This window comes from Streptomyces sp. NPDC048277 (assembly GCF_040652235.1).
Lineage (GTDB): Bacteria > Actinomycetota > Actinomycetes > Streptomycetales > Streptomycetaceae > Streptomyces.
The window spans coordinates 106,818-132,196 of the sequence record NZ_JBEZLQ010000006.1; the positions used below are offsets into that span (position 1 = coordinate 106,818).

General features: G+C 71.6%; 24 protein-coding genes. 10 read left to right on the plus strand and 14 right to left on the minus strand.

What is annotated here, in order from left to right:
- Window positions 1-23: 23 nt before the first annotated feature.
- Window positions 24-899, minus strand: coding sequence for a class A beta-lactamase (bla, locus tag AB0D85_RS15730; RefSeq protein ID WP_362319548.1), 876 nt, complete (start codon window positions 897-899; stop codon window positions 24-26).
- A gap of 227 nt (window positions 900-1,126) precedes the next feature.
- On the opposite strand from bla, the gene AB0D85_RS15735 reads away from it, so the two are divergent.
- Complete coding sequence (locus AB0D85_RS15735; protein ID WP_362320354.1) at window positions 1,127-1,933, plus strand: hypothetical protein; 807 nt, start codon at window positions 1,127-1,129, stop codon at window positions 1,931-1,933.
- 192 nt (window positions 1,934-2,125) lie between these two features.
- A complete protein-coding gene (locus tag AB0D85_RS15740) occupies window positions 2,126-5,500 on the plus strand; it encodes a pyruvate carboxylase (RefSeq protein WP_362319551.1) in 3,375 nt (1,124 codons plus the stop codon).
- A gap of 47 nt (window positions 5,501-5,547) precedes the next feature.
- Here the strand turns inward: AB0D85_RS15740 and AB0D85_RS15745 are convergent, their stop codons facing one another.
- The 6 genes from AB0D85_RS15745 to AB0D85_RS15770 all read right to left on the minus strand — a co-directional run bounded on the left by AB0D85_RS15745 (window position 5,548) and on the right by AB0D85_RS15770 (window position 10,248).
- Entirely contained in the window at window positions 5,548-6,525 is a 978-nt protein-coding gene (locus AB0D85_RS15745) for a hypothetical protein (RefSeq protein WP_362319554.1), read from the minus strand.
- A 41-nt stretch (window positions 6,526-6,566) separates the two neighbouring features.
- Complete coding sequence (locus tag AB0D85_RS15750; protein ID WP_362319556.1) at window positions 6,567-6,689, minus strand: hypothetical protein; 123 nt, start codon at window positions 6,687-6,689, stop codon at window positions 6,567-6,569.
- A complete protein-coding gene (locus AB0D85_RS15755) occupies window positions 6,680-7,132 on the minus strand; it encodes a hypothetical protein (protein WP_362319558.1) in 453 nt (150 codons plus the stop codon). Before AB0D85_RS15755 ends, AB0D85_RS15750 begins: the two co-directional genes overlap by 10 nt.
- A 42-nt stretch (window positions 7,133-7,174) precedes the next feature.
- Window positions 7,175-8,008 (minus strand): DUF4389 domain-containing protein, encoded by an 834-nt coding sequence (locus AB0D85_RS15760; protein WP_362319561.1) that lies wholly within the window; start codon window positions 8,006-8,008, stop codon window positions 7,175-7,177.
- Between the two features lie 175 nt (window positions 8,009-8,183).
- Window positions 8,184-9,392: a carbohydrate-binding protein gene (locus AB0D85_RS15765; RefSeq protein WP_362319564.1), complete on the minus strand. Its 1,209-nt coding sequence runs from the start codon at window positions 9,390-9,392 to the stop codon at window positions 8,184-8,186.
- A gap of 112 nt (window positions 9,393-9,504) precedes the next feature.
- Window positions 9,505-10,248 carry a DUF2071 domain-containing protein gene (locus tag AB0D85_RS15770; RefSeq protein ID WP_362319567.1) on the minus strand — a complete coding sequence of 248 codons (744 nt, stop codon included), beginning with the start codon at window positions 10,246-10,248 and terminating at the stop codon, window positions 9,505-9,507.
- A gap of 392 nt (window positions 10,249-10,640) precedes the next feature.
- Here AB0D85_RS15770 and AB0D85_RS15775 point away from each other — a divergent pair, with 392 nt between their 5' ends.
- The 3 genes from AB0D85_RS15775 to AB0D85_RS15785 all read left to right on the plus strand — a co-directional run bounded on the left by AB0D85_RS15775 (window position 10,641) and on the right by AB0D85_RS15785 (window position 13,840).
- Window positions 10,641-11,744, plus strand: a complete 1,104-nt coding sequence (locus tag AB0D85_RS15775; RefSeq protein ID WP_362319569.1) for a GNAT family N-acetyltransferase — start codon at window positions 10,641-10,643, stop codon at window positions 11,742-11,744.
- 158 nt (window positions 11,745-11,902) lie between these two features.
- Window positions 11,903-12,730 carry a PP2C family protein-serine/threonine phosphatase gene (locus tag AB0D85_RS15780; RefSeq protein WP_362319572.1) on the plus strand — a complete coding sequence of 276 codons (828 nt, stop codon included), beginning with the start codon at window positions 11,903-11,905 and terminating at the stop codon, window positions 12,728-12,730.
- A 105-nt stretch (window positions 12,731-12,835) separates the two neighbouring features.
- Window positions 12,836-13,840 carry an MASE1 domain-containing protein gene (locus AB0D85_RS15785; protein WP_362320357.1) on the plus strand — a complete coding sequence of 335 codons (1,005 nt, stop codon included), beginning with the start codon at window positions 12,836-12,838 and terminating at the stop codon, window positions 13,838-13,840.
- A gap of 45 nt (window positions 13,841-13,885) precedes the next feature.
- On the opposite strand, the gene AB0D85_RS15790 is transcribed toward AB0D85_RS15785, so the two are convergent.
- Complete coding sequence (locus AB0D85_RS15790; RefSeq protein ID WP_362319575.1) at window positions 13,886-14,377, minus strand: peptidylprolyl isomerase; 492 nt, start codon at window positions 14,375-14,377, stop codon at window positions 13,886-13,888.
- A 77-nt stretch (window positions 14,378-14,454) separates the two neighbouring features.
- On the minus strand, window positions 14,455-15,369 hold the full coding sequence (locus AB0D85_RS15795; RefSeq protein WP_362319578.1) for an SGNH/GDSL hydrolase family protein: 915 nt from the start codon (window positions 15,367-15,369) through the stop codon (window positions 14,455-14,457).
- Window positions 15,370-15,654: 285 nt separating this feature from the next.
- On the opposite strand from AB0D85_RS15795, the gene AB0D85_RS15800 reads away from it, so the two are divergent.
- The gene (locus AB0D85_RS15800) at window positions 15,655-16,356 is read left to right on the plus strand and encodes an SDR family oxidoreductase (protein WP_362319581.1); all 702 of its coding nucleotides are present in this window, start codon (window positions 15,655-15,657) and stop codon (window positions 16,354-16,356) included.
- Window positions 16,357-16,363: 7 nt separating this feature from the next.
- Here AB0D85_RS15800 and AB0D85_RS15805 read toward each other — a convergent pair whose 3' ends face one another.
- The 5 genes from AB0D85_RS15805 to AB0D85_RS15825 all read right to left on the minus strand — a co-directional run bounded on the left by AB0D85_RS15805 (window position 16,364) and on the right by AB0D85_RS15825 (window position 19,846).
- Window positions 16,364-17,488 (minus strand): acyltransferase, encoded by a 1,125-nt coding sequence (locus tag AB0D85_RS15805; protein ID WP_362319584.1) that lies wholly within the window; start codon window positions 17,486-17,488, stop codon window positions 16,364-16,366.
- Between the two features lie 300 nt (window positions 17,489-17,788).
- Window positions 17,789-18,247 carry a hypothetical protein gene (locus AB0D85_RS15810; protein WP_362319587.1) on the minus strand — a complete coding sequence of 153 codons (459 nt, stop codon included), beginning with the start codon at window positions 18,245-18,247 and terminating at the stop codon, window positions 17,789-17,791.
- The gene (locus AB0D85_RS15815) at window positions 18,231-18,722 is read right to left on the minus strand and encodes an RNA polymerase sigma factor (protein ID WP_362319590.1); all 492 of its coding nucleotides are present in this window, start codon (window positions 18,720-18,722) and stop codon (window positions 18,231-18,233) included. The genes AB0D85_RS15810 and AB0D85_RS15815 overlap by 17 nt, the downstream gene beginning before the upstream one ends.
- A 132-nt stretch (window positions 18,723-18,854) precedes the next feature.
- Complete coding sequence (locus AB0D85_RS15820) at window positions 18,855-19,475, minus strand: class F sortase (RefSeq protein ID WP_362319593.1); 621 nt, start codon at window positions 19,473-19,475, stop codon at window positions 18,855-18,857.
- The gene (locus AB0D85_RS15825) at window positions 19,472-19,846 is read right to left on the minus strand and encodes a sortase-dependent protein (protein ID WP_362319596.1); all 375 of its coding nucleotides are present in this window, start codon (window positions 19,844-19,846) and stop codon (window positions 19,472-19,474) included. Before AB0D85_RS15825 ends, AB0D85_RS15820 begins: the two co-directional genes overlap by 4 nt.
- Window positions 19,847-20,054: 208 nt before the next feature.
- Between AB0D85_RS15825 and AB0D85_RS15830 the strand changes: the two genes are divergently transcribed.
- The 4 genes from AB0D85_RS15830 to AB0D85_RS15845 all read left to right on the plus strand — a co-directional run bounded on the left by AB0D85_RS15830 (window position 20,055) and on the right by AB0D85_RS15845 (window position 25,306).
- Complete coding sequence (locus AB0D85_RS15830) at window positions 20,055-20,492, plus strand: Fur family transcriptional regulator (protein WP_362319599.1); 438 nt, start codon at window positions 20,055-20,057, stop codon at window positions 20,490-20,492.
- 77 nt (window positions 20,493-20,569) lie between these two features.
- Window positions 20,570-22,759 (plus strand): catalase/peroxidase HPI, encoded by a 2,190-nt coding sequence (gene katG / locus AB0D85_RS15835; RefSeq protein ID WP_362319602.1) that lies wholly within the window; start codon window positions 20,570-20,572, stop codon window positions 22,757-22,759.
- 241 nt (window positions 22,760-23,000) lie between these two features.
- The gene (locus tag AB0D85_RS15840; protein WP_362319605.1) at window positions 23,001-24,704 is read left to right on the plus strand and encodes a histidinol-phosphatase; all 1,704 of its coding nucleotides are present in this window, start codon (window positions 23,001-23,003) and stop codon (window positions 24,702-24,704) included.
- Complete coding sequence (locus AB0D85_RS15845; protein ID WP_362319607.1) at window positions 24,701-25,306, plus strand: hypothetical protein; 606 nt, start codon at window positions 24,701-24,703, stop codon at window positions 25,304-25,306. Before AB0D85_RS15840 ends, AB0D85_RS15845 begins: the two co-directional genes overlap by 4 nt.
- Window positions 25,307-25,379: the final 73 nt, after the last annotated feature.

The window sequence follows — 25,379 nt, forward strand, 5'->3', positions numbered from 1 at the left end:
CTGTGTGCCGACTGTGAACGATCTTATGCGGCGCGCTGTGTGAACATGTCCGCCACGATCGCGGCGGCCCTTCTCACCAGTGGGGAGTCGGCCTGGGCCGCGGCGTCGGTGTGGGTGGAGAGGACGGCGACGACGACGGGGGCGCGGCCCGGGGGCCGGGCGATCGCGACGTCGTTGGCGGTGCCGTAACCGCCCGTTCCGGTTTTGTCACCCACCGTCCAGTCCGCGGGGAGCCCCGCGCGGATCCGTTCCCCTCCGGTGGTGTTGGCGAGCAGCCAGCCAGTGAGCCGCCGTCGGTCCCCGCCGTCCAGGGCGCGGCCGACGGCCAGTTGCGCGTAGCTCGTGCCGATCGCCAGGGGAGTGGTGGTGTCCGTGACCCGCCCGGGTTCCGCCGAGTTCAGCTCCGGCTCCCACCGGTCCAGACGCGTCACTTCGTCCCCGAGGGAGCGGCACAGCCGCGTCACCGCCACCGGCCCGCCCAGTTGCTCCAGCAACAGGTTCGCCGCGGTGTTGTCGCTGTACGAGATCGCCGCCGCGCACAGGTCCGCCACGGTCATTCCCGCCGCGAGATTCTCGGGCCTGCCGGTGACGGGTGCGCCGCCCGACCGCTCGATGTCGCCCTCGTCGTAGTGGACGACCTCGGTGAGCACGCCCGGGGCGAGGTCGCGCAGCACGGCGGCCACCGCGAGCGTCTTGAACACCGAGCACATCGGGAAGAGTTCGCCCGCGCGGTACCGGACCCGGGCTCCCGAGCCGGTGTCCCAGGCGAACACCCCCAGCCGGGCCCGGTGTTCGCGCTCCAGGGCGCGGAATCGGCCTGCCGGGCCCGGAGTCGCACCGGAGGGCAGCGCGGTTCCCAGGGTCGCGGTCAGCACAACGCGGCGCGACGGATTCTGCATGACCGCTCCTTTACCGAGGCAACGAGGAGGGGGACGCGATGACGTCCGGAAGGGTTGACCGATGGACGGGTGATAAACCCGACGGCGAAATTCGACCAGTAGTAGCTCCCGCATCGTCGCAAATGATCCAAACGTCTCTACGATGACGTGGAACGGCCGGGACGCGGCGGACCTCTTCAGGGGCGCAGGCCGGCGGTGGGGGCGGTATCAAGGGGGCGATGCCCTGTATGAAGGGCAACGGAAGCTGGGGGACGGCGGCCGCGCGAGCGGTCCGGTTCGTGCGGCGCACGCTGCGCGACGAATGGCACGGCATCGTGGTGGAGCCGATACGGCAGCTCGTACGCCGTGGTCTCTCCGGGATCGTGCTCGCGTTCGTCGCCGCGTTCGGCGTCATCTTCTTCCACGGCATCGCGCAGCACCCCTTCGGCAGAAGGATGGTGTGGCACCTCGGCGGTGTCACCGCCGACCTGCCCCTGTGGCTCTCCCTGCTGCGCACCCCGGTGTCGCTGTACGTCCCGGCGCTCGACCTGCCGGTCTGGGCGGGCATCACCCAGCTCTTCCTCGCCTTCGCCCTCGCCGAACTCTCCCTGGGCCGCGCCCGCACCCTCGCCGTCGCCTACACCACCACGCTGGCCGGCACCATGACCGCGCGGGTGATGGTCGCGCTGGGCCCCGGCTGGTGGGGTTTCGGTCTGCCCCCGGAGGTCGGGAGGATCCTCGACACGGGGCCGTCCGCCGCCGTGGTGGGCCTGTTCACCTACTTGGCGGTGGTCCGCCGCGCGCCCGTCGTCTTCGCCCTGACCGGCGGCTCGATGGTGTGGGAGTCCATCGCCGTACCGAACCTCGCTGGCCGGGAGCACCTGATCGCGGTGGTCGCGGCGATCGTTCTCGGCCTGATGCACGGCCACCGGCTGCCGGTCCCCGCCCGGCTCGTCGAGCGCCTCGGGACCCAGCCGACACCGCCCTGGTCCGACCCGCCCGTGCACCGGCCGGGACCGCCCCGCCACCCCGTACCGTCCTTCCGGCTGCCCTGAGACCCCCCAACTCGTCCGTCTTCCCCGCAACCCCATATGTCACGCGGCCGACCCGCCGAACTGCTCAACGACGTCAATGTGATGGTTTTCGCACTTCAGCCGGTTCGAGCAACCCCTAATGTTGCGGCGAGCTACGGACGGGCGCGGCTGACACCATGGTGTTCGTCGCCGGCAGGCTGAAGGGATCCAGGGATGTTCCGCAAGGTGCTGGTCGCCAACCGTGGAGAGATCGCCATCCGCGCGTTCCGCGCGGGCTATGAGCTGGGTGCACGCACGGTCGCCGTGTTCCCCCACGAGGACCGAAACTCACTGCACCGGCTGAAGGCCGACGAGGCTTACGAGATCGGGCAACCCGGGCACCCGGTGCGCGCCTACCTCTCCGTCGAGGAGATCGTGGCCGCCGCCCGCCGGGCCGGGGCCGACGCCGTCTACCCGGGCTACGGCTTCCTCTCCGAGAACCCCGAACTCGCCCGCGCCTGCGAGGAGGCGGGCATCACCTTCGTCGGGCCCGACGCCCACACGCTGGAGCTGACCGGCAACAAGGCCCGCGCGGTGGCCGCCGCCCGCGCCGCCGGCGTACCGGTCCTCGGCTCCTCGGCGCCCTCCAACGACATCGACGAACTGGTGCGCGCCGCCGAGGCGATCGGCTTCCCGGTGTTCGTGAAGGCCGTCGCGGGCGGCGGTGGCCGCGGTATGCGCCGGGTCGAGGACCCCGCCGCGCTGCGCGAGTCCATCGAGCAGGCCTCCCGGGAGGCGGCCTCCGCGTTCGGCGACCCGACCGTCTTCCTGGAGAAGGCCGTCGTCGACCCCCGCCACATCGAGGTGCAGATCCTCGCCGACGGCGAGGGCAACGTCATCCACCTCTTCGAGCGGGACTGCTCACTGCAGCGCCGCCACCAGAAGGTCATCGAGCTGGCCCCCGCGCCCAACCTCGATCCCGAGCTCCGGGACCGCATCTGCGCCGACGCCGTCCGCTTCGCCCGCGAGATCGGCTACCGCAACGCGGGCACCGTCGAGTTCCTCCTCGACCCCGCGGGCAACCACGTCTTCATCGAGATGAACCCCCGCATCCAGGTCGAGCACACGGTCACCGAAGAGGTCACCGACGTCGACCTGGTCCAGGCCCAGCTGCGCATCGCCTCCGGCGAGACCCTCGCAGACCTCGGTCTCTCCCAGGAGACCGTGAAGCTGCACGGCGCGGCCCTCCAGTGCCGTATCACCACCGAGGACCCGGCCAACGGCTTCCGCCCCGACACCGGCCGCATCAGCGCCTACCGCTCCCCGGGCGGCTCCGGCATCCGCCTGGACGGCGGAACCACCCACGCGGGTACGGAGATCAGCGCGCACTTCGACTCGATGCTGGTCAAGCTCACCTGCCGGGGCCGGGACTTCAAGGCCGCCATCGGCCGTGCCCGGCGTGCCGTCGCCGAGTTCCGCATCCGCGGGGTGGCCACCAACATCCCGTTCCTCCAGGCCGTCCTGGACGACCCGGACTTCCAGGCGGGGCGGGTCACCACGTCCTTCATCGAGCAGCGCCCGCACCTGCTCACCGCCCGCACCTCCGCCGACCGCGGCACCAAGCTGCTCACCTTCCTGGCGGACGTCACCGTCAACAAGCCGCACGGCGACCGTCCCCACCTGATCGAGTCGACCACCAAGCTGCCCCCGCTGCCCCTCGGGGAGCCGGCGGCGGGCTCGCGTCAGCGCCTGGTCGAACTCGGCCCGGAGGGCTTCGCCCGCCACCTGCGCGAGTCGCCCACCATCGGCATCACCGACACCACCTTCCGCGACGCCCACCAGTCCCTGCTCGCCACCCGCGTGCGCACCAAGGACCTGCTGGCCGTCGCCCCGGTGGTCGCCCGCACCCTGCCCGAGCTGCTCTCCCTGGAGTGCTGGGGCGGCGCCACCTACGACGTCGCCCTGCGCTTCCTCGCCGAGGACCCCTGGGAGCGGCTGGCCGCCCTGCGCGAGGCCGTCCCCAACATCTGCCTCCAGATGCTGCTGCGCGGCCGCAACACCGTGGGCTACACCCCGTACCCGACCGAGGTGACCGACACCTTCGTCCAGGAGGCCGCCGCCACCGGCATCGACATCTTCCGCATCTTCGACGCCCTCAACGACGTCAACCAGATGCGCCCCGCCATCGAGGCCGTTCGCGAGACGGGCACCGCGGTCGCCGAGGTCGCCCTCTGCTACACCGCCGACCTGTCCGACCCGAACGAGCAGCTCTACACCCTCGACTACTACCTGCGGCTCGCCGAGCAGATCGTCCAGGCCGGCGCGCACGTCCTGGCCGTCAAGGACATGGCGGGCCTGCTGCGCGCCCCCGCCGCCGCGAAGCTCGTCTCCGCCCTGCGCCGCGAGTTCGACCTCCCCGTCCACCTCCACACCCATGACACCGCGGGCGGCCAGCTGGCCACCTACCTCGCCGCGATCCAGGCGGGCGCGGACGCGGTGGACGGCGCGGTGGCCTCCATGGCCGGTACGACCTCCCAGCCGTCCCTCTCGGCGATCGTCGCCGCGACCGACTACTCGGACCGTCCCACCGGGCTCGACCTGCGGGCGATCGAGGACCTGGAGCCGTACTGGGAGAGCGTCCGCAAGGTCTACGCCCCCTTCGAGGCGGGCCTCGCCTCCCCGACCGGCCGCGTCTACCACCACGAGATCCCCGGCGGCCAGCTCTCCAACCTGCGCACCCAGGCCGTCGCGCTCGGCCTCGGCGACCGCTTCGAGGACATCGAGGCCATGTACGAGGCCGCCGACCGGATCCTCGGCCGCCTGGTCAAGGTCACCCCGTCCTCCAAGGTGGTCGGCGACCTCGCCCTGCACCTGGTGGGCGCCGGGGTGAGCCCGGAGGACTTCGAGGCGACCCCCGACCGGTTCGACATCCCCGACTCGGTGATCGGCTTCCTCCGTGGCGAGCTGGGCACCCCGCCCGGCGGCTGGCCGGAGCCGTTCCGCACCAAGGCCCTCCAGGGCCGCGCCGCCGCCAAGCCGACGCCGGAGCTGTCCGCCGAGGACCGCGAGGGTCTCGCCAAGGAACCCCGCGCGACCCTCAACCGGCTGCTGTTCCCGGCCCCGACCCGCGAGTTCGAGACCCACCGCCAGACCTACGGCGACACCAGCGTCCTGGACAGCAAGGACTTCTTCTACGGCCTGCGCCCGGGCAAGGAGTACTCGGTCGACCTGGAGCCCGGCGTCCGGCTGCTGATCGAGCTCCAGGCCGTCGGCGAGGCCGACGAGCGCGGTATGCGCACGGTGATGTCCTCGCTCAACGGCCAGCTGCGCCCGATCCAGATCCGGGACCGGGCGGCCGCCTCCGACATCCCGGCCACCGAGAAGGCCGACCGCGCCAACCCCGGGCATGTCCCGGCCCCGTTCGCGGGCGTCGTCACCCTCGCGGTGACCGAGGGCACGGAGGTCGAGGCGGGCGCCACGGTCGCCACGATCGAGGCCATGAAGATGGAGGCCACCATCACCGCCCCGAAGGCCGGCCGGATCTCCCGGCTCGCCATCAACCGCATCCAGCAGGTGGAGGGCGGCGACCTCCTCGTCGAGATCGCCTGAGTCCGGCTCCGGCACGGGAGGGCCGGCGGCCGCCGGCCCTCCCACCGCTACGAGCGGGCGAAGTGGGCGCGCAGCCGCGCCTTCAGCAGGTTCGGATCCCGCTGGGTGAGGTAGGCGGCGTCGGCCACGTGCACATCGCGGCCGCTCACGGCCAGCGAGGTGGGGTTGGACAGGCCGTCCTGCACGCCGAGCACACGGCTGTGGGTACCGTCCGTGCCGACCAGGACGATCTCGTTGGACGTGCCGAGCGCGGCGAGCACGACGTCCGAGTGCCCGGGGAAGACGAAGTCGTCGACGCCGGTGAGCCCGGTGGCTCTCGTCCCGACGGCCCCCGCCGAACCGTCCTTGCGGACCGGGATGCGCAGCAGCGTGGCCCGGTCGGTGTTGGTCACCCACACCGCGTCCTGGTGGACCTTGATCCCGTTGGCGCCGAAGCCGCTCGCCGGCGCGGGGAGCCCGGAGAGCGCGGTGCCCTTGGCCCAGGCCGTCGGTGTGCCGCCCGACACCGGGATCCGCCACACCGTACCCAGCGCCGAGTCGGCGGCGTAGAGCACGCCGTGCCGCTCGTCGAGGGCCAGGCCGTTGGGGAGGCCGTCCGACGGCAGCTGGGCGATCTGCTCGGGTGTGCCGCCGCCCGCCGGGATGCGCCAGACGCCGGTCTTGCCGGTGCCGGTGGCGTAGTTGACGTACAGCGTGCCGTCGTGCGCGCGGGCCAGGCCCTGCGCGACGGCGCTGTTCATCAGGGGCGTGCGGGGGTGGTCCTCGACGGGCAGGTTCGCCAGGACACGGACCCGCCGCTCCCGGGTGACCCTGGCGACCTGCGCGGCGAACGCGAAGGACACGTCGACCGAGCCGCCCCGCTCGGCGACGATGTTCTCGGGTGTCTGCCCGCGGGCCAGGTCGAAGTGGGCGATGACACGGGGATTCGAGACGACCGGCTCGTCGCTCGCGGCCGGAGCCGCCGCGAGCAGGCCGACCGCGACCGCGGCCGGGGCGACGGCGGCCAGGCGGGGGAATCGGGGCATGTGACCTCTTTCGACGGGAGCGCACGGCTCCGGCGTACCGGTCACACCAACATGACGGCCCGTCGGTCCCGGTGGATGTCAGCCCCGGCCGGGACGTCGCCCGCCCGGCGCACGGCGCCGCCCCGCATGCCGCCCACCCGGGTGACCGACCCGTTCAGTTCCACAGCGGGATGGTCATGACCTGCGTGAATCCCTCCGGCCTGGCATCGCGGTAGGTCAGGCTCATGCGCGTGAACTGCTCCACGTTCGCGTGCTTCTTCCAGGCCGTCGGGCGGTCGAGCCGAATGGTCACGGGGTAGCCGTGGAAGGTGCCGGCCGCGCAGTACGGCTTGCAGTCGTTCACCCAGTTCACGCCCTGGGCGACCGCCGCGTTGTCGTCCCACCGGGTCCAGTGCATGGACTTGAGCACACTGTTGCCGTCGCCGCAGGCCACGATGAAGTCGGTCGGCCGGTATCGCTGGTGCCAGAGGCAGTCGACCAGAACCGGGTGCTGGACCGCCCGCGCCGCGGCCGCTGTCGGCGGGGTCGCGGAGGCCGTCGTCATGGCCGCCGTGAGCAGCAGACATGTCCCGAGTCCGATCGCTGTTCCCACCACTGGCTTGCGCATGGTCTCTCCCGCCCGTACCGCCGTACATGTTTCCCTACGACGCTACGACCGTCCTACCGGATGTACCACTTGCACCGGGTTCGCGAGTCCTCTGTAGTCGTGTTCGTCGGCGCTCGGGGCGGTACGGGCGACGATCTGGACGGCCAGGCCGAGCACCAGGAAGGCCCAGATCAGCACCTTCGCGGTGGTGTCCAGGAGCAGTGGCCGGGTGGCGGAGCGGGCCTCCGGCGGCGCCGCCCCGGCCGCCGGCTCGGCTTTGGTGCCCTGCTGGTCGCCCAGGAGCCCCTTGGGGTAGACGGGCGTCAGCATGCTGGCGTAGGCACCGAAGCGCATCCGGTAGCGGGCGACCGCCGCCGACGCCCCGAAGACCGGTTCGGGCTGCCGGCCCAGCACGATCCCGATGATCCAGAAGATCCAGCAGAGTGCGAACCAGCCGCTCGCCACGAGGTTGGCGATGATCGCTGCCGGGATCATCAGGATCAGCCGGAACAGCACCGCCAGGCGGTTCAGCGTGGTGGGCCGCAGTTCGATCTGCACCGGATAGTCGGGCGCGGTGAGCGCGAAGGGCGGATAGCGGTCCACCAGGAGCATGGAGCTGGCGACGATCCGTGTCTCGTACGCCAGGTACTTGCCGAGGAACGAGGCGATCGGGTCGGGCAGCCGGCCCGTGAAGAGCGCGGCGAACCAGCCGGCCACCGTGACGAAGAACGCGGCGATGCCCAGCAGGGTCAGCACGATGTACTGCGGGATCAGCAGCAGCCAGCGCAGCAGCACCGTCCAGCGGCGCTGCGGCCCGGGTGCGGGGATGTCGAGCGCGGGCCGCCATTCGGCGCCGTCCGCCGTGTCGGGAGGGCGCGGCCCCCAGCTCTGCGTCATGAGTCGTCCTCCCGTCGCCCGGCCGCGGCACGGATCGTCCTTCCATCGTGCGGCGGAACGACGGCCCCTGCCAGGCCGGACCGGGCGAACTCAGCCGGGTGCGACAGCCGGCCCGTGGCAGGTGCCCCGGGCTCCGTCGGCGCAATGGCGTAGTGGGTGGTGGTGCCGCTGACGGTCAGCAGGCGCCCTCGTCCTGCCAGGGGCCCCACTCGGAGGCGCCGGGCACCTCGTTCTGGGTCCACCACTTGGCCTTCCAGTCGTGGCTGTTGTACGAGACCTCGTCGCCGGCCGTGTAGACCGCCGTCGCACTCCACGCGGTCTTGCAGGAGGTCGGGGTGGGCGTGGGGGTGGGTGTGGGGGTGGTGGTCGGCGGGGTGACCCCGGCGAACTCCACCGAGTACTTGGCGAAGTCCCAGTCGCCCTGCGCCACGCTGGAGCAGGTCCCGGACGTGGTGCCGTTGTTGTCGACCGGGGTGCACTGGCGGTCGCGGTTCAGGGACCAGAAGGTGAAGCGGTCCATGGCGTGGCTCGTGGCGTAGTCGAGCACGGTCTGGAAGTCGGCCTGGGTGAAGTACTCGCCGGTGTCGCTGCGGCCGTTCATCCCGGAGAAGCCCTCGTGGGCGTACGCGGTCGCCTGGTCCCAGCCGAACGTGGACTGCAGGATCGCGTTGAAGGCGGTGAGCGCGCTGGTCTGCGAGGCCGCCCCGCCGAAGCCGCCGTCGAACGGCATGATGGAGAAGTTGTTCGGCGTGAACCCCTGTGACTTCGCCTCCAGCAGCATCTGCTTGCCGAACCAGCCGGTCCCGTCCGCCGTACCGGCCGTGGTGACCGACACGTACAGGCCGGGATTGTTCTGCTGGAGGATCTTCGCGGCGCCGATCTCGTTCGCGATCGCCGCGGTGTTCTCGTACTCCGGCTCCTCCAGGTCGAAGTCGATCGCGTGCAGCCCGTACTTGGTGATGACCTGCTGGTAGGCCGCTGCCGTCGAGGCCGCGTCCGCGCAGGTCTGGCCCAGCTTGGTGCCGCCGTAGCCGCCGATCGACACGGAGACGTCGCCGCCCTTGGCGCGGATCGTGTCGATCGTCGACTGGACCGCGGTGTCGGAGGAGACGGCCGCCGTGCCGCCCCAGGTCGGCGAGCAGCCCCCGCCGTCGGGTGCCAGGACGAACGCCAGCTGGAAGGCCTTGAGGCCGGTGGCGTCCATGATGGCGGCCGGGTCCGGCGGGTTGTTGTCCAGCGGCATCAGATAGGGGGCGGCCGCGTACCAGCGGTTGCTGAGCGCGGTGGTCGCGCCCGAGGCGTCACCCGCGACGAGCGCGGTCGTGCCGGCGGCGGCCAGCGTGACGGCGGCCGCGGCGCCCAGACATGCGCGGAGTGGTCTCACCGGTGTCTCCAGGGGTGGGGAGGTGGGGTTCCCCAGCATCCGGAGGTGTCGCGGCCACGTCAACGGATTGGACTGGACCAAAGCGCACTTTGGACTAGACCATGCGATTTCTTTACCGGTGGTGCCCGAGTAGCGTCGGCACCCCGAACCGTACTTTCACGCCGGGGGAGTACAGCACGCTGACCGGCGGCCCCTGCGGTGCCGACAGGCCCGCCGCCGCGACCAACTCGTCGTCCAGATCCAGGAGTTCGGCCCGGCGCAACGGCCAGGGCGCGTGCTCGTTCGGGAGGTGCGCGGTGCGGCCGTGCCAGGTGACGTGCAGTCCCCAGCGTGCGGTCAGGAAGTGTTCCAGGGGTGAGGGCTCGGCGATCGGCGGCCCGATCCGTACGACCGCCCGGCTCGCGGCGGCCGGGCGCCGCCGCCGGCAGGTGTAGGTGATCAGATCGCCCTCGTGGCGCAGCCGCATCGCGGACCAGAGGTACGGCAGCCGGACCCCCAGCCGGCCCGCCAGCACGGAGAGCAGCCGGGTCGCGTCCAGGGATCTGAACACCACCCCGCGCCGGCCCTGCTCGTCCACCGAGTACAGCCGTACGTTCGTCTCGCAGAAGGTGCCCAGATAGGGCAGCCCGGGCCCCGGCCCCAGGCCGGTGCGCCGCAGCAGGAACGGAACGAGGCCGACGTAGGTGACCCCGTCCAGGGTGTCCGGCCGGGTACCGGCGGGCAGCAGCCCCGCCACCCGCTCCGGCGCCACCGGCCAGTGCAGAAAGGTGAGTTGATGCCACCCCTGGACCAGGGTCGGCCACCGTACGGGCCGTGGGGTGGACGGGGTGACCGGCTCGGTCGGCACGGGTTCCATGCACAGGGTAATAGCACACCAGTGCGAGGCGGTGGGAGTGTGCGCGGCGAGGCGCTCGGCCGGGCCCCGTGGCGACCTGACCGAAAAGGACCTGGAAAGTCCGAGTCACCCCACCCCCATCTCGCCCTGACAGTGGCACCCTTGACAGCGTGCGTACTGTTTCGCGACGTTTGAGCGACACCTCCGGTCCGGCGACCCGGTCGCCGGCCGTGGAACGACGGTGTGCGGCGGGGAACAGGAGCTGTTCGTAGCAACGGCAGAACGCGGTATACGCGTTATGGGGGGGGAGCGGTCGCCCATGCGATCCAGAAACCAGTGCAGAGGTCCGTCCGGGAGCCGGGCAGGGAGTCATGCGCCACACACCTCGTCGGCCGAAGGGCGGTTGATCTGAGGTGGACATAACGATCCACAGACCCGGCGAGCTGACCCAGGCGCTCTGCCGGGACTGGCACCGTGCGATGGACGAGTCACCGGAGTACGCCAACCCTTTTCTGGCCCCGGAGTTCGCGATCGGCGTGGGCAGACACCGCGCCGGCGTCCGGGTGGCGGTCCTGCGTGAGGACGGCGAACCCGTCGGCTTCCTCCCGTACGAGCGCAACGCCCTCGGCGTCGGCCGGGCCGTGGGTCTCGGTCTCTCCGACTGCCAGGCGCTGGTGCACCGGCCCGGAGTCGCCTGGGACGCCCAGGAGTTGCTGAGCGCCTGCGGGATGTCCATCTTCGAGTTCGACCATCTGGTCGCCGAGCAGAGACCTTTCGCCTCCCATGTCACCGGCTCCTTCGCCTCACCGGTGATCGACGTGAAGCCCGGCGACGGCGGCTACCCCGAGTGGCTGCGCGCCACCTACCCGGGCCAGGCGAAGACCACGCTCAAGAAGGAACGGCGCCTCGGCCGCGACATCGGCGACCTCCGCTTCGAGTTCGACGAGCGCGACCCGGCGGCGCTGCGCACCCTGATGCGCTGGAAGTCGGCCCAGTACCGGCGGACCGGGCGCATGGACCGCTTCGCCCGGCCCTGGATCGTCGACCTCGTGGACCACCTCTTCCATGTCCGCGAGGAACACTTCACCGGCGTGCTGTCCGTGCTCTACGCCGGCGACCGCCCGGTGGCCGCGCACTTCGGCCCGCGGTCCAGCACCGTGCTCGCCGCCTGGTTCACCGCCTACGACCCCGAACTGCACTACTACTCACCCGGGTTGATGATGCATCTGCGCACCGCGGAGGCCGCGGCGCGCGGGGGCGTCACCCTCGTGGACCTCGGGCGCGGCGACAAGGAGTACAAGGACTGGCTCAAGACCCGCGAACTGCGGGTGGGCGAGGGCTTCGTCACCCGCCCCCACCCGGTGGCCGCGGCGCACCGGCTGTGGCGCCGCCCGGTCCGAGGGCTGCGCAACACCGTCCTCGCCCATCCCCGGCTGCGTGAGCCGGCGGACCGGCTGCTCAAGACGGTCGGCACCCTGCGTGCGTCCCGCCGCGCCGAAGGCCTGCACAAGGGGTGAACACACCGTCCTGACCGCGAGCCCGCCCGGGCCGCCGGACCGGCCCGTGGTCAGGACGGCGACGGCCGACCACCGGCCCTCCATTCGAACTATGATCCTGTAAAGGTAAAAAATAGGGGTTTGCCCTGGGAGGGCAGCCGCCTCGGCCGGAGAGATCCATGCCCCGCAAGCGCTCGATGGACGACGACGAGCTGCTGGTCAGACTCAGGTCGCTCACCGCCCAGGCGCGCGAGCGGGCCGAGTACCAGCGCTCGCAGGTCGAGCTGGCCATCGCCCTCCAGCGCGGCATGCTGCCCCGGGACCTGCCCGACACCCCCCGCGTCCATCTGGCCGTCCGGTACGCGCCCGCCTGCTACGGGCTCAACGTGGGCGGCGACTGGTACGACGCGTTCACCCTGCCCGACGGCCGCATCGGCCTGTCCATAGGCGACGTCCAGGGCCACAACATCGAGGCCGCCGCCTTCATGGGCCAGGTCAGGGCGGCCCTGCGGGCGCTCGCCTCGGTGACCAGCGAGCCGGGCGAACTGCTCGCCCGGACGAACGACCTGCTGGTGTCCCTCGGCACCGACCTCTTCGCCACCTGCACCTTCATGCGGCTCGACCCGGCCACCGGGGTCCTGGAGAGCGCCCGGGCCGGCCACATCCCGTTCGTCTGGGCCACCGCCGACGGAAAGTCCGGGATCGGCGAGGACGAGGGCGGACCGCCGCTGGGCATCGAACCGGGCGTCGAGTACCCGGTCGCCCGCTTCCGGCTCACCACCGGAGGCATGTTCGTGCTGCTCACGGACGGGGTGGTGGAGGGGCCGTCGCTGACCGTGGAGGAGGGGCTCGACCAGGTGGTACGACTCGCCGGTATCGCCGCCGTCGCCGGTCTCGAGGCACAGGCCCTGGCCGCCGCCGTGATCAAGGGCGCGGAACAGGTGGGCCACGAGGACGACGCGGCGGTCCTGGTCGTGGGTCACGAAGGCCTCGACACCGGGCCGTAGGACAACCGGACCGTAGGACACCGGGCCCACCCCGTGTCGGCCCGCCGTTCCGCCCCTGCGCGTCCCGCCTGGCCGAGCCGGGCGCCGCGGTGTCTGATGGCTGCTGTGGTGGGTATCCAGGAACTGCGCCGACCGGCTGTCCTCGCCCTCCGGACGCTGGCCGTGGCCACCTGCTACTACGCGGCGGGGCAGCTCGGCCTGCTGCGCCGGCTCACCGTCGAGGGCGCCGTCTTCACCCCCATCTTTCCGTCGACCGGCGTGGCGGTGGCCTGTCTGCTGGTCTTCGGGCTGGGCTGCTGGCCGGGCATCACGCTCGGCGCCTTCTTCCTCGTCCTGTCGCTCGGCCCGCCCGAGCTCGACACCGTGGGCATTCTCATCGGCCAGACGGCCGGGCCCGTCTGCGCGTATCTGATGCTGCGCCGCGTCGGCTTCCGCACCGATCTGAGCCGGCTGCGGGACGGCCTCGCCCTGGTGTTCCTCGGGGCGCTCACCGGCATGGTGGTCAGCTCCACCATCGGTGTGGCCACGCTGGTCCTCGCCGGCAAACTGCCCGCGCACAGCTTCTGGCCGACCTGGCTGGCCTGGTGGACCGGCGACGCGATGGGCGTCCTGATCGTCGCCCCGTTCCTGCTGGTGCTGCTCGGCGCCCGCTGGCCCCCGCCGACGGCCCGCTGGAAGGAGGCCCTGGCCCTCGCGGTCGTCGCGGCCGTCCTGGTCCCGGCGGCCACGTACAGCTCCATGAGCGCGCTCTTCCTCGTCTACCCGCTGCTGACCTGGGCCGCCCTGCGGTTCCGGCTGGCGGGGAGCATGCCGTGCGCCCTGTTCACGTCGATCATGGCCACGGTCGCCGCGACGGACCGGGTCGGCGCGTTCTCCGGACTGTCCCGCGTCGAGGTGATGCTGAAGCTGCAGCTGTTCAACGGCTCCATGGCCCTGACCGCGCTGCTGCTCTCGGCCCTGATCACCGAACAGCGCAACACCAGGCTCTCCGTCGAGGAGGCCTGCCAGGAACTGGCCGAGGCGCTGGAACACCTCACCGCGCACGACACCCCGGCCGCACGTGCCCCGGCGGACACGAAGGAGATGCGGCCCGAACGCGGCGAACGGTGACCGGGCACCACCCGGTCACCGTCCGTCCCGTATACGGGCCCGCCGTCAGACGGTGCCGCTCGCCGTGATCTTGACCTGGGCCTTGGGGGCACCGCTGCGGGTGCCGTAGCCCTCGATCTTGTCGACGATGTCCGAGCCCTCGACGACCTCGCCGAAGACCACGTGCTTGCCGTCCAGCCACGGCGTCAGCACCGTGGTGACGAAGAACTGCGAGCCGTTGGTGTGCGGGCCCGCGTTGGCCATGCTCAGCAGGTACTTGCGGTCGTGCTTGAGCTGGAAGTTCTCGTCCTTGAACTTCTCGCCGTAGATGCTCTTGCCGCCGGTGCCGTCACCGCGCGTGAAGTCACCGCCCTGGAGCATGAACTCGGGGATGATCCGGTGGAACGACGAACCGGCGTAGCCGAAGCCGTGCTGCCCGGTGGCCAGCTCACGGAAGTTGCGGGCCGTGTCGGGCACCACGTCGTCGAACAGGTTGAACACGATCCGGCCGGCCGGCTCGTTGTTGATCGAGATGTCGAAGTAAACGTTGTCGCTCATGCAGGTCAACCTATCGCGAACCGCTCCCCGGTCCCTCCCGTGGGGCGGGAGAGCCCGGGGTTTCGGGGCGCCCGGTGCTAGTACCGCCGGTCCAGCCGCTCCAGCACGGCCTGGGCCATGGCCGCCTCGCCCTTGGCGTTGGGGTGGACGGGGGCGGCCGGTGAGGTCGGCTGCAGGGGCTCGATCCAGCGGTCGGCGGGGGCCTTGCACGCGTCGTGGCCGACGGTCGGGCCGTAGGTGTCCACGTACCGGGCGCCGTTCCAGGCGGCGACCAGGCGCAGCATGAGGTTCAGCCGCTTCCCGGTGTCCCGGAGGTAGGGGAAGTCCTTGGCGGCGAAGGGCAGGGTCGGGTAGCAGCCGCTGCCGTCGTCGGGGAGCAGGTCGGGGTAGCCGACGAGCAGGATCCGGGCGTGCGGGGCCCGGGCGCGGACGGCCCGCAGCACCTTGTCGACCTTGGGCGCGGTCTGCGCGATGTCGAGCGTCAGCTGGTCGGTGCCGGACGCGTTGTAGTACTGCTGGCAGGGGTTGCCCGTCAGGTCCTTGGAGCTGAGGGCCGCGCAGGTGCCGATGACGGAGCTGAACCCCACGTCGTTGCCGCCGATCTGGACCGTCACCAGGTCGGTGTCCCGCCGCACGGCGTCGAGCTGCGGGCCGTTGGTGCCCTGCGCCTTCCACATCTCCGCCGTCGTCGCGCCGGAACAGCTCACGTCCTTGAACGCGCTCACCCGCAGGGCCGCCGCCACCAGCGAGGGGTAGTTGTGGTCGGAGCGGGCGCAGTTCGCGTCGACCTGCGTCGGGATGAGCGGGCCCGAGGTGTAGGAGTCGCCGAGCGCGACATAGCTCGTGCCGCGGTCGTGGCCGGGGCCGCCGCCGTGTGCCGCGGCCGGTGTCGTGGACGCGGCCACGAGGGCGCAGCCGCCCAGCGCCGCCGCCACGGTGGCCTTCCGCCGGTGCCGTCTCGCCGAACCGCCCGACGGGGTGCCGTACGCCATGGAGATCCCCCCTGCAACCAGGACGCGCACGGAACCGGTCCCGGCGGGCGGCCCGTACGCGTGTGTCGGGGGTCTGTATACCGCCCGGTAGGAGTCCGGAGCCAGAGGTCGGACGCAATGAACTTGACCGAGCAACTCACCCTGCCCGTAAGGCGATCCGGGCGCGCGGAGAGCCGGGTGCCGCCCGCCGGGATTGAAGCGGGAAACCGATCGGTTTACGATGGGCCGCAGCCGTTGGAAACCGATCGGTTTCCAGTCTTCGTCCGCAAGTGGAGTGTGAATGTCATGACCGCGATCAAGGACTCCGTCGTCCTCGTCACCGGTGGTAGCCGGGGCGTCGGAAAGGCGCTGGTGGAGGAGGCGTACGCGCGCGGCGCGGGAAAGGTCTACGCCACCGCCCGTGACCCGCGGACCGTCACCCACCCCGACGCCGTACCGCTGGCCCTGGAGGTGACCGACCCCGCCTCAGTGGCCGCCGTCGCCGAGCAGGCGCAGGACGTCACCGTGCTGATCAACAACGCCGGGGTCGCCACCGGCACCCGCTTCCTGACCTCCTCGCTCGACGACATCCGCCACGAGTTCGAGATCAACTTCTACGGCCCGCTGCTGGTCACCCGTGCCTTCGTCCCGGTCGTCGAGCGCAACGGCGGCGGCCACATCCTGAACGTCCACTCGGTCCTGTCCTGGTTCGCCGAGGGCGGCGCCTACAGCGCCTCCAAGTCGGCGCTCTGGTCGCAGACCAACAGCCTGCGCCTGGCCCTGCAGCCGCGGGGCATCGACGTCACCGGTCTGCACATGGGCTACGTGGACACCGACATGACGTCCGGCGTCGACGGACCCAAGGCGAAGGCCGAGGACATCGCGAGGGCCGCCCTCGACGGCGTCGAGTCGGGCGCGTACGAGGTCCTCGCCGACGACATCACCCGCCGGACCAAGAGCGCCCTGTCGGGCGACCTCGCCGCCCTGTACCAGCAGCTCGCCCGGTGACAAGTGCCTAGGCACTCCTCTTCCGCGCCGGACAGCGCAGCAGCAGGCGTCGTGCCGGGCGCTCCACGCCCTCGTACAGGAGCCAGGACAGGCCCAGCGACACGGTGAAGGCGGCGGCGGCCGCGGCCGCGCCCGTGAGCAGGTCGAAGCGCGGGCGGGTGCCGAGCAGATGGGTGCCCGTCCGCAGCACCAGCAGATGGACCATGTAGAACGCGAACGACAGTTCGCCCAGGCGCACCAGCCACCGGCGGCGCCACAGCGAGGGCAGTCCACGCAGGTCGGCCTGGGCCGCCGCCGGGATGAGCAGGGCGAAGCCGGTGATGGTGCAGGCGGTGGCCGCGTAGCCGTCGGTGTCGACCTGCGGGACCAGGAAGTAGCCGATGACGGCCAGCGCGAGCGAGGCCTCCAGTCCGGGCCCGCGCCACCGGCCGAGCAGGACCAGCCGCGCGGTGGCGGCGCCCAGCACGAACTCGGGCAGCCGGGCGGCCGGGAAGGAGCTGATCGGCTGGTCCCACCAGTGGTGGCTGTCCGTCCAGGCCAGCGCCAGCACGGCCAGCAGGGACAGCGCGGCCAGCAGCGCGGCGCCCCGCCCGCCCAGGCGGCGCAGTAGCAGCGCGAGCAGCGGGAACGCGGCGTAGAAGAAGGCCTCGCAGGCCAGCGACCAGCTCACCGGGTCGAGCGTCTGCCACCACGGACGCCACCAGGAGTGCACCAGGAAGACATCGGCCAGGGCCTGCGGAAGCGTCGGCCTCGGCTGGCGGGGCAGCGTGCACAGCATGACCAGCGCGATGACGACGGTGACCAGGTGCACCGGGTAGATCCGGGCCACCCGCCGCCACCAGAAACGCGGCGCACGGTCCCCGGGCCGCGCCGACCACATCAGCACGAACCCGGAGAGCACGAAGAAGAACGACACTCCCGAGGCGCCGGCCTCGAAGCCCCAGTCCATGAGACGGCCGCCGGTGCCGCCGAAATAGCGGAAGTTGTGCACGTGCAGGCCGAAGACCAGCAGCGCGGCCATCCATCTCAGCCCGGTGAGGGACGGCAGCGAGCCGGCGGGTGCGGACGGCTGGGTACGGGACGGTGGCGCGGCGGCCGGAGCGGTCGGAGGGGCCTTGGTCGCCGTCGTCATCGAGTCACCTGCCGGAGGGTTCGCGCGTGGAGCATGAAAGGGAGCGTTGCCCGTTCCGCATCTTTCATTCCGGCCCCGTACGAAACATCACACCAACGCCGAGGAGCGGCCTCGGCCATACGGGCCGCGGTGGCCGGATGGGCGGGTGCGACCCTACCCGGACGGCCGACACCGCCCATGGCCTCCGCCGCGCCCCTCACCCCCGGGCGTGACGCCCTGGCCCGCACCGTTGAAGGGTGGGCGGGGTGCCGAAACGCGGTGGCACGAACGGATGACTCGTCCGGCGCGGAGTTGACGCCGTCATGAGCCGGGCCGGGTGGCGACGGCGCTCGGCAGGCCCTCGGACGGCGTGACCCGGACCGACGAGGGGTCCGCCGACGGTCCACGGGCCGGGGCCTGCGTGGTGCCGCTCCTCGTGGGCGCGACGCTCGGGCTCGGACTGGGGGTGGCGCGGGCCGGAGACGTCGAGGGGCGCTCCGGAGTCGTGGGGCGCGCGGTCGGCGGTGCGAGGGGGACGCTCGGAGTGGTCGGCGCCGACGGTGCCGTCAGGTGCAGCGGCAGGGCGACGAGGAGGGCGACGGCACAGGTCACCCCGGCTCCGGCGGCGGCACGGACCAGTCGGCGGCGGCCCGCGGCACGGCGGATCTCCTGGTAGCGGCCCGGCGGCGGGCCCAGATGGGCGGTGGGCGGTCGCAGGATGACCGCGAGGGGATCGTCCGGGCCGTCGAACTCCGGCTCGTCGTCAAAGCGTGTGGTCAAGGCTTCTCCTCAGATGGACGCGGAGCAGTTCCCGGGCCGCGTGCAGATCGGCCTTGACGGTTCCTTCCTTCCGTCCGGTCAGCTCGGACACCTCCCGGATCGGCATGTCAGCGTAGTAGTGCAGCAGGATCGGGACCCGCAGCCGTTCCGGCAGGGACTGCACCAGCAGCCGTACCGAGGGATCCGCCGGCTCGGCGTGCGGGCGGATCGCCGCCTCCGAGCCGACCCGGCGCACCGCCCGGCGCTCGCGCTCCAGCTTGCGCCAGTGGTCCCGGACGAGGTTGGCCGCGGTGACGTAGAGGAAGCCGCGCGGCTCCTCCACCTTCGTCCACCGGGCCCACAGCCGGGTGAACGCCTCGGAGGCGATCTCGTGCGCCGTCTCGTCGTCGTCGACCAGGCGGCGGCACCAGCCGGCCAGGCGCGGGTACAGGGCGGCGAAGAGCTCGGAGGCCGCCTTGTCACGGGACCGTTTCAACGTTCTCCAGGGTCGTGGGGGGCCACAGCGGGCACGCGGTCGGCACATGGCGGGCGCACAGTGGGTCGCTTGTCGGGGAGGACGCGGGACCGGTGGCGTACGTTCCACCGGTCCCGCGGCCCTTCGGGCGGGTCAGGGTGCGGTGCCGGTCAGCGTGGCGAAGACGATCACGTTGTCGAGGTAGCCGTGGCCGCTGCGCGGACCGCCGCAGGTGATCAGCCGCAGCTCCGGACGGCCCACGTCCCCGTACACGTCCTTCGTCGGGAACGCGGCCTTGGCGACCGTACGCACCTCACCGACGGTGAACACCGCCGATCTGCCGTTCTCCAGACGCGTCACGACCTCGTCGCCCCGGCGCAGCTCCGCCAGGCGCCGGAAGACGCCGTCCCCGTAGGCGCCGACCGTGACATGGCCGAGGATCACCGACGGGCCGACCTCCCCCGGGGTGGGGGAGTAGCGGTACCACCCCGCCTGGTCGTGCGCGGTGATCGGCGGCACCTGCACCGTGCCGTCGGCCGCGAGGCCCAGCCGGAGCAGCGGGGTGTCGACCCCGATCGCCGGGACACGCAGCCGGACCGGCGTGGAACGGCCGAGCGGGGCGGACGCGGCGGGCGCGGTCGTGGTGGCGGACGGCGCGGGCGCCTGACTCCGGTGAGCGGTCGTGGTCACCTGGTGGGGCGCCGCTCCCGCACAGCCCGCCAGCAGCGAGCCCGTCGCGGCGGTGACGAAGGCGCGCCTGGAGAGCGAGGTCATTCCCCGGTGGCCCGGCGGCGACGGACGGTGAACAGCACCGCGCCCGCGGCGAGCACCGCCGCAGCGCCCCCGCCGACCAGCACACCCTCGGAGCCGGAGCCCGAGGAGGAGTCCGTCACCCCGGTGTCGGGCGCGCCCGCGGGCACGGTCGCGACCTGGCCCTTGTCGCGCGACGGGACAGGCGTCGCCACCTGGGCGGGTGCGACGGACGCCACGGGGGAGGGGGCCTCGGACGGGACGGCGGACGGCGCCGCGGACGCGACGACGGTGGGGACGGCGCTCGGAGTCGTGCCGTCGGCGAACGCGGGCACGGTGCCGCCCAGCACGGCGGTGCAGGCGAGTGCCGTGGCGCTCAGGACAATTCGGCGCATGGAGACGCTCTCTTTCGTCGGCCCGCCATGGTCGGGGCGGGCTGAGTTACGAATCGAGCAGAGAGACGACCCGGCCCCACGGCAGGTTGTAAAGAGATGGCAAAGTCGGGCGGGAGGGGGCGGTGGGGCGGGGGGTGTTCGCATCCGGGCCAAACTTGAACTGCTTGTTTTCTTGAATCACTCGTGTTTTTGAGGATAGGTTGGCGTCATGACCGCATCCCAGCCCCCGACGACCGCCGAAGAGCTGCGCGGTGCCGGCCTGCGGGTGACGGCCGCCCGCGTCGCGCTGCTCGAGACCGTCCGCCACGGCGACCACCTCGACGTCGAGACGATCGCCACGGGTGTCCGCGAGCGGGTGGGCCACATATCGCTCCAAGCCGTGTACGACGCGTTGCACGCGCTCACCACGGCAGGACTCATACGCCGTATCGAGCCGGCCGGCAGCCCGGCCCGGTTCGAGGGACGCGTCGGCGACAACCACCACCACGTCCTGTGCCGCTCGTGCGGTGCCGTCGCCGATGTCGACTGTGCGGTCGGCGAGGTTCCTTGCCTGACCGCGTCGGAGGACCACGGCTTCGTGATCGACGAGGCCGAGGTCATCTACTGGGGCCTGTGCCCCGCATGTTCCACCGTCAGCAGTTCCTGAATACGTAGTTCCCGAGCAGTTCCTCAGTACGTAGTTCCTGAGTACGTTGATCCGCCCATTCCGGAAGGATTTCCCCCATGTCCGAGACCCAGGACAACGCCGCGGGCAAGTGCCCGGTCGCGCATGACCGCGCCGCGCACCCCACCCAGGGCGGCGGCAACCGCCAGTGGTGGCCCGAGGGGCTCAACCTGAAGATCCTTGCCAAGAACCCCGCCGTCGCGAACCCGCTCGACGAGGGCTTCGACTACGCCGAGGCGTTCCAGGCCCTTGACCTCGCGGCCGTGAAACGGGACATCGCCGAGGTGCTCACCGACTCCCAGGACTGGTGGCCGGCCGACTTCGGCAACTACGGCCCGCTGATGATCCGGATGGCCTGGCACAGCGCCGGCACCTACCGCATCTCCGACGGCCGTGGCGGCGCCGGCGCGGGCCAGCAGCGCTTCGCCCCCCTCAACAGCTGGCCGGACAACGGCAACCTGGACAAGGCCCGCCGTCTGCTGTGGCCGGTCAAGAAGAAGTACGGCCAGTCCATCTCCTGGGCCGACCTGATGATCCTCACCGGCAACGTCGCCCTGGAGACGATGGGCTTCAAGACCTTCGGCTTCGCCGGCGGCCGCGAGGACGTCTGGGAGCCGGAGGACGACGTCTACTGGGGTCCCGAGAAGGTCTGGCTGGACGACCAGCGCTACACGGGCGACCGTGACCTGGAGAACCCGCTCGGCGCCGTCCAGATGGGCCTGATCTACGTCAACCCCGAGGGCCCCAACGGCAACCCGGACCCGATCGCCGCGGCCCGTGACATCCGCGAGACCTTCCGCCGGATGGCGATGAACGACGAGGAGACCGTCGCGCTCATCGCCGGCGGCCACACCTTCGGCAAGACCCACGGCGCCGGCCCCGCGGAGAACGTGGGCGCCGAGCCCGAGGGCGCGCCGATCGAGCAGCAGGGCCTGGGCTGGAAGAGCACCTACGGCAGCGGCAAGGCCGGCGACGCGATCACCAGTGGTCTTGAGGTCACCTGGACCACCAAGCCCACCCAGTGGAGCAACGACTTCTTCGACATCCTCTTCGGCTACGAGTGGGAGCTGACCGAGTCCCCGGCCGGCGCCAAGCAGTGGGTGGCCAAGGACGCCGAGGCGGTCGTCCCGGACGCGCACGACGCGTCGAAGAAGAAGCTCCCGACGATGCTCACGACCGACCTGTCGCTGCGCTTCGACCCGATCTACGAGCCGATCTCCCGCCGGTTCCACGAGAACCCGGAGGTCTTCGCGGACGCGTTCGCCCGCGCCTGGTACAAGCTGACCCACCGTGACCTGGGCCCGAAGTCCCTGTACCTCGGCCCGGAGGTCCCGGAGGAGACCCTGCTGTGGCAGGACCCGCTGCCGCAGGCCGAGGGCGAGGCCATCGACGCCGCCGACGTCACGGCCCTCAAGGCCAAGCTCCTCGACTCGGGTCTCACGGTCTCCCAGCTGGTCTCCACCGCCTGGGCGTCGGCCTCGACGTTCCGTGGCAGCGACAAGCGGGGCGGTGCCAACGGCGCCCGCATCCGCCTGGAGCCGCAGCGCGGCTGGGAGGCCAACGACCCCGACCAGCTCGCCCAGGTCCTGCGCGTCCTGGAGGGCATCCAGCAGGAGTTCAACTCCGGCGCCAAGAAGGTCTCCCTGGCCGACCTGATCGTCCTCGGCGGTGCCGCCGCCGTGGAGAAGGCCGCCAAGGACGGCGGTGTCGACATCGCGGTGCCCTTCACCCCGGGCCGTGTCGACGCGGCCGAGGAGCACACGGACGCCGAGTCCTTCGCGGCCCTGGAGCCGACCTCGGACGGCTTCCGCAACTACCTCGGCAAGGGCAACCGCCTGCCTGCCGAGTACCTGCTCCTGGACCGTGCCAACCTGCTCGGCCTGAGCGCTCCCGAGCTGACCGTCCTGGTCGGCGGTCTGCGTGTCCTCGGCGCCAACCAGGGCCAGTCGAAGCACGGTGTCCTCACCGAGACCCCGGGCGTGCTCACCAACGACTTCTACGTCAACCTGCTCGACATGGGCACGACCTGGAAGTCGACCTCCGAGGACCAGACCACCTTCGAGGGCCGTGACGCGAGCGGCGCCGTCAAGTGGACCGGCACCCGTGCCGACCTGGTCTTCGGCTCCAACTCCGAGCTGCGCGCCGTCGCGGAGGTCTACGCGAGCGACGACGCCAAGGAGAAGTTCGTGAAGGACTTCGTCGCCGCCTGGACGAAGGTCGCGAACGCGGACCGGTTCGACCTGGTCTGATCCCAAGGTAGAGCCCGGCACACGACGCCCGGGCCGGCCCCCGTCGGCCGGCCCGGGCGTCCCGCATGGGCGCGGCTTTACCCTGACCGTGCGGCTTTGCGGTTCGACTCCCGTGCAATGTGCTGCACATCAGCGGTTCTTTACCCCACCATGACGTCGACTCCCGTTGTTCATGCGACCTTCGCAGACTCTGCACGTCCTGAGTCACCCCCCGTACCGGCCGCCCACGGGAGTTGCGCGCATGAGCCACGGTCACAGCCACGACCACGGTCACCACCACCATCACCACCACACGGACGCCGACGCCTCGTCGCTGCCGCCCGCCCTCGATCTGTCGGTCCCCGACGAGGAGCTGACGCCCGGTCAGCTCTCCCGCCGCTCGATGTTGCGCCGCACCGGTCTGCTCGGCGCGGGCCTCGCCGCCGGCAGCGTCCTCGCCGGTGCGGGCCAGGCCGCCGCCTCGGTCTCCTCCTCCCACTCCCAGGGCGGCCGCTCCGGCGGCTACCTGTGGCTGGCCGGCGACCACCACATCCACACCCAGCACAGCAACGACGCCAAGTACCGGGTCATCGACCATGTCCGGCAGGCCAACGCGCACGGCCTGGACTGGATGGTCATCACCGACCACGGCAGCGAGACGCACGCCAAGATCGGTGTCGAGATCGTCAACCCGGACATCGTCGCGGCCCGTGACCAGATCGAGGACACGCTGGTCTTCCAGGGCCTGGAGTGGAACATCCCGGCCGCGGAGCACGGCACGGTCTTCGTCCACCCCGGCAAGAACGAGGTGGCCGTCCTCAAGGAGTTCGAGACGTCCTTCGACGGCTCGGTGAAGGGCGCCTCCTCCAACACCCCCGCGAACGAGGCGCTGGCCATCTCCGGCCTCAACTTCCTCGCCGAGCAGGTCCAGCGCCGCAAGGTCAAGGACGCCCTGTTCCTCGCCAACCACCCGGCGCGCAAGGGCATCGACTCCCCGCACGAGATCCGCGCCTGGCGCGACGCGCAGCCGTCGATCGCCGTCGGCATGGAGGGTGCCCCCGGCCACCAGGCCGCCGGCATCAAGGCGCCGCAGGGCCCCGGTTCGGGCCGCGGCTACTACGACAACAGCCCGAGCGCCGACTCCTTCGCCGCCTACCCCCTGGAGAGCTACCGCACCTGGGGCGGCTTCGACTGGATGACCGCCACCGTCGGCGGCCTGTGGGACAGCCTGCTCGCCGAGGGCAAGCCCTGGTGGATCACCGCCAACTCCGACTCCCACAACGTGTACGCCGACTCCGCCGTACGCGGCCCGAACAGCGACTTCAACGCCAACGGCCGGTACAACGACCCGGTCTACGGCGGCGGACTCAACCTCACGGACGGCGACTTCTGGCCCGGCCAGTACTCCCGCACCCATGTCGGTTCCGCCTCCTTCTCCTACCAGGCGGTCATGGACGGCATCCGGGCCGGCCGCGTCTGGGTCGACCACGGCGGCCTGATCAGCGGCCTCAACGCGCAGCTGCGCTCCGGCTCGCGCGCGGTCACCCTCGGTGACGTGCTGCACGTCAAGAAGGGCAGCCAGGTCGACCTGGTCATGGAGATCAGCCTCGCCAACGGCCCCAACTGGGCGCAGTTCGTGCCCAGCCTGGCCCGCGTCGACGTCATCCAGGGCGACGTCACCGGCGCGGTCTCCGACAAGGACACCTTCGCCACGCCCACCACCAAGGTCGTGAAGTCCTTCGAGGTCGACAAGTCCACCGGCACGGTCCGGCTGGCCTACTCCCTCGGCCGCCTCGACAAGCCCGTCTACGTCCGGCTGCGCGGCACCGACGGCAACCGCTCGGCGGTCGGCATCAACGGTGCCGCCGTGGACCCGGCGGGCCCGGCCGTCGACGTCCTCGGCGACGCGGACCCGTGGAAGGACCTGTGGTTCTACTCCAACCCGATGTGGGTCCTGCCCGCATGAGCACACCGCACGACCCGTCCGGCGTCCACTCCGTCATCGGGGTGGACGCCGGTACGGCGACCCTGCGCGAGGCCGACCACCTCATCCACGAGCTGCTGGGGCAACCGGCGCTCGCGGAGGGCGTGTTCGCCTGCACGCACCTGTTCCGCACCGACGAACGCCGGGGTGCGACGATCTCCCTGGCCGTCCCGGACGCGGACGTAGACGCGGTGTGGCGGACGCTGCTGGCGAAGCTGCCGGAGGGCGCCGGCCTGGTCCTGGCCGACCGCACCCATGGTCCGGACGACGCGGTGGACACCGCCCGCCTCGCGGCCGCCGCACCGCGCACCTCCGGCCGCGCCGTCGTCTACCCGGGCGTGGCACACCTGACCGGCACGGTCACCGTGGCGGACGTGCTCGACCGCACCGCCATCGAACGCCTGGTGGTGATGGGCGCGCCCGGTGCCGAACTCCCGCCCACCGCCGAGGTGATGACCCAGAACCACGTGCGCCCGGAGTGGCGCGACGGCACCCTCACCCTCACGCTGGTCCCGGCGGTGGGCGGTCTGCTGGCCCCCTTCGAGGTGCCCAACCCCACCCCCTGCTGCGCGGACCACGCCTGACACGAGGGGAACCCCTTAGTGACATGGCCTGGTCAAATCTGTCAGGCTTCCGACTCGCACCACTTCGTCATGC

What these genes read in the sequence shown, in the direction of transcription:
- AB0D85_RS15760 (WP_362319561.1), bottom strand. Translation starts at nt 8,008, where the DNA reads ATGACGCAGAGCTGGGGGCCGCGCCCTCCCGACACGGCGGACGGCGCC.
- AB0D85_RS15825 (WP_362319596.1), bottom strand. Translation starts at nt 19,846, where the DNA reads ATGCGCCGAATTGTCCTGAGCGCCACGGCACTCGCCTGCACCGCCGTG.
- AB0D85_RS15780 (WP_362319572.1), top strand. Translation starts at nt 11,903, where the DNA reads ATGCCCCGCAAGCGCTCGATGGACGACGACGAGCTGCTGGTCAGACTC.
- katG (WP_362319602.1), top strand. Translation starts at nt 20,570, where the DNA reads ATGTCCGAGACCCAGGACAACGCCGCGGGCAAGTGCCCGGTCGCGCAT.
- AB0D85_RS15735 (WP_362320354.1), top strand. Translation starts at nt 1,127, where the DNA reads ATGAAGGGCAACGGAAGCTGGGGGACGGCGGCCGCGCGAGCGGTCCGG.
- AB0D85_RS15830 (WP_362319599.1), top strand. Translation starts at nt 20,055, where the DNA reads ATGACCGCATCCCAGCCCCCGACGACCGCCGAAGAGCTGCGCGGTGCC.
- AB0D85_RS15770 (WP_362319567.1), bottom strand. Translation starts at nt 10,248, where the DNA reads ATGGAACCCGTGCCGACCGAGCCGGTCACCCCGTCCACCCCACGGCCC.
- AB0D85_RS15805 (WP_362319584.1), bottom strand. Translation starts at nt 17,488, where the DNA reads ATGACGACGGCGACCAAGGCCCCTCCGACCGCTCCGGCCGCCGCGCCA.
- AB0D85_RS15845 (WP_362319607.1), top strand. Translation starts at nt 24,701, where the DNA reads ATGAGCACACCGCACGACCCGTCCGGCGTCCACTCCGTCATCGGGGTG.
- AB0D85_RS15745 (WP_362319554.1), bottom strand. Translation starts at nt 6,525, where the DNA reads ATGCCCCGATTCCCCCGCCTGGCCGCCGTCGCCCCGGCCGCGGTCGCG.
- AB0D85_RS15790 (WP_362319575.1), bottom strand. Translation starts at nt 14,377, where the DNA reads ATGAGCGACAACGTTTACTTCGACATCTCGATCAACAACGAGCCGGCC.
- AB0D85_RS15795 (WP_362319578.1), bottom strand. Translation starts at nt 15,369, where the DNA reads ATGGCGTACGGCACCCCGTCGGGCGGTTCGGCGAGACGGCACCGGCGG.
- bla (WP_362319548.1), bottom strand. Translation starts at nt 899, where the DNA reads ATGCAGAATCCGTCGCGCCGCGTTGTGCTGACCGCGACCCTGGGAACC.
- AB0D85_RS15820 (WP_362319593.1), bottom strand. Translation starts at nt 19,475, where the DNA reads ATGACCTCGCTCTCCAGGCGCGCCTTCGTCACCGCCGCGACGGGCTCG.
- AB0D85_RS15840 (WP_362319605.1), top strand. Translation starts at nt 23,001, where the DNA reads ATGAGCCACGGTCACAGCCACGACCACGGTCACCACCACCATCACCAC.
- AB0D85_RS15755 (WP_362319558.1), bottom strand. Translation starts at nt 7,132, where the DNA reads ATGCGCAAGCCAGTGGTGGGAACAGCGATCGGACTCGGGACATGTCTG.
- AB0D85_RS15800 (WP_362319581.1), top strand. Translation starts at nt 15,655, where the DNA reads ATGACCGCGATCAAGGACTCCGTCGTCCTCGTCACCGGTGGTAGCCGG.
- AB0D85_RS15740 (WP_362319551.1), top strand. Translation starts at nt 2,126, where the DNA reads ATGTTCCGCAAGGTGCTGGTCGCCAACCGTGGAGAGATCGCCATCCGC.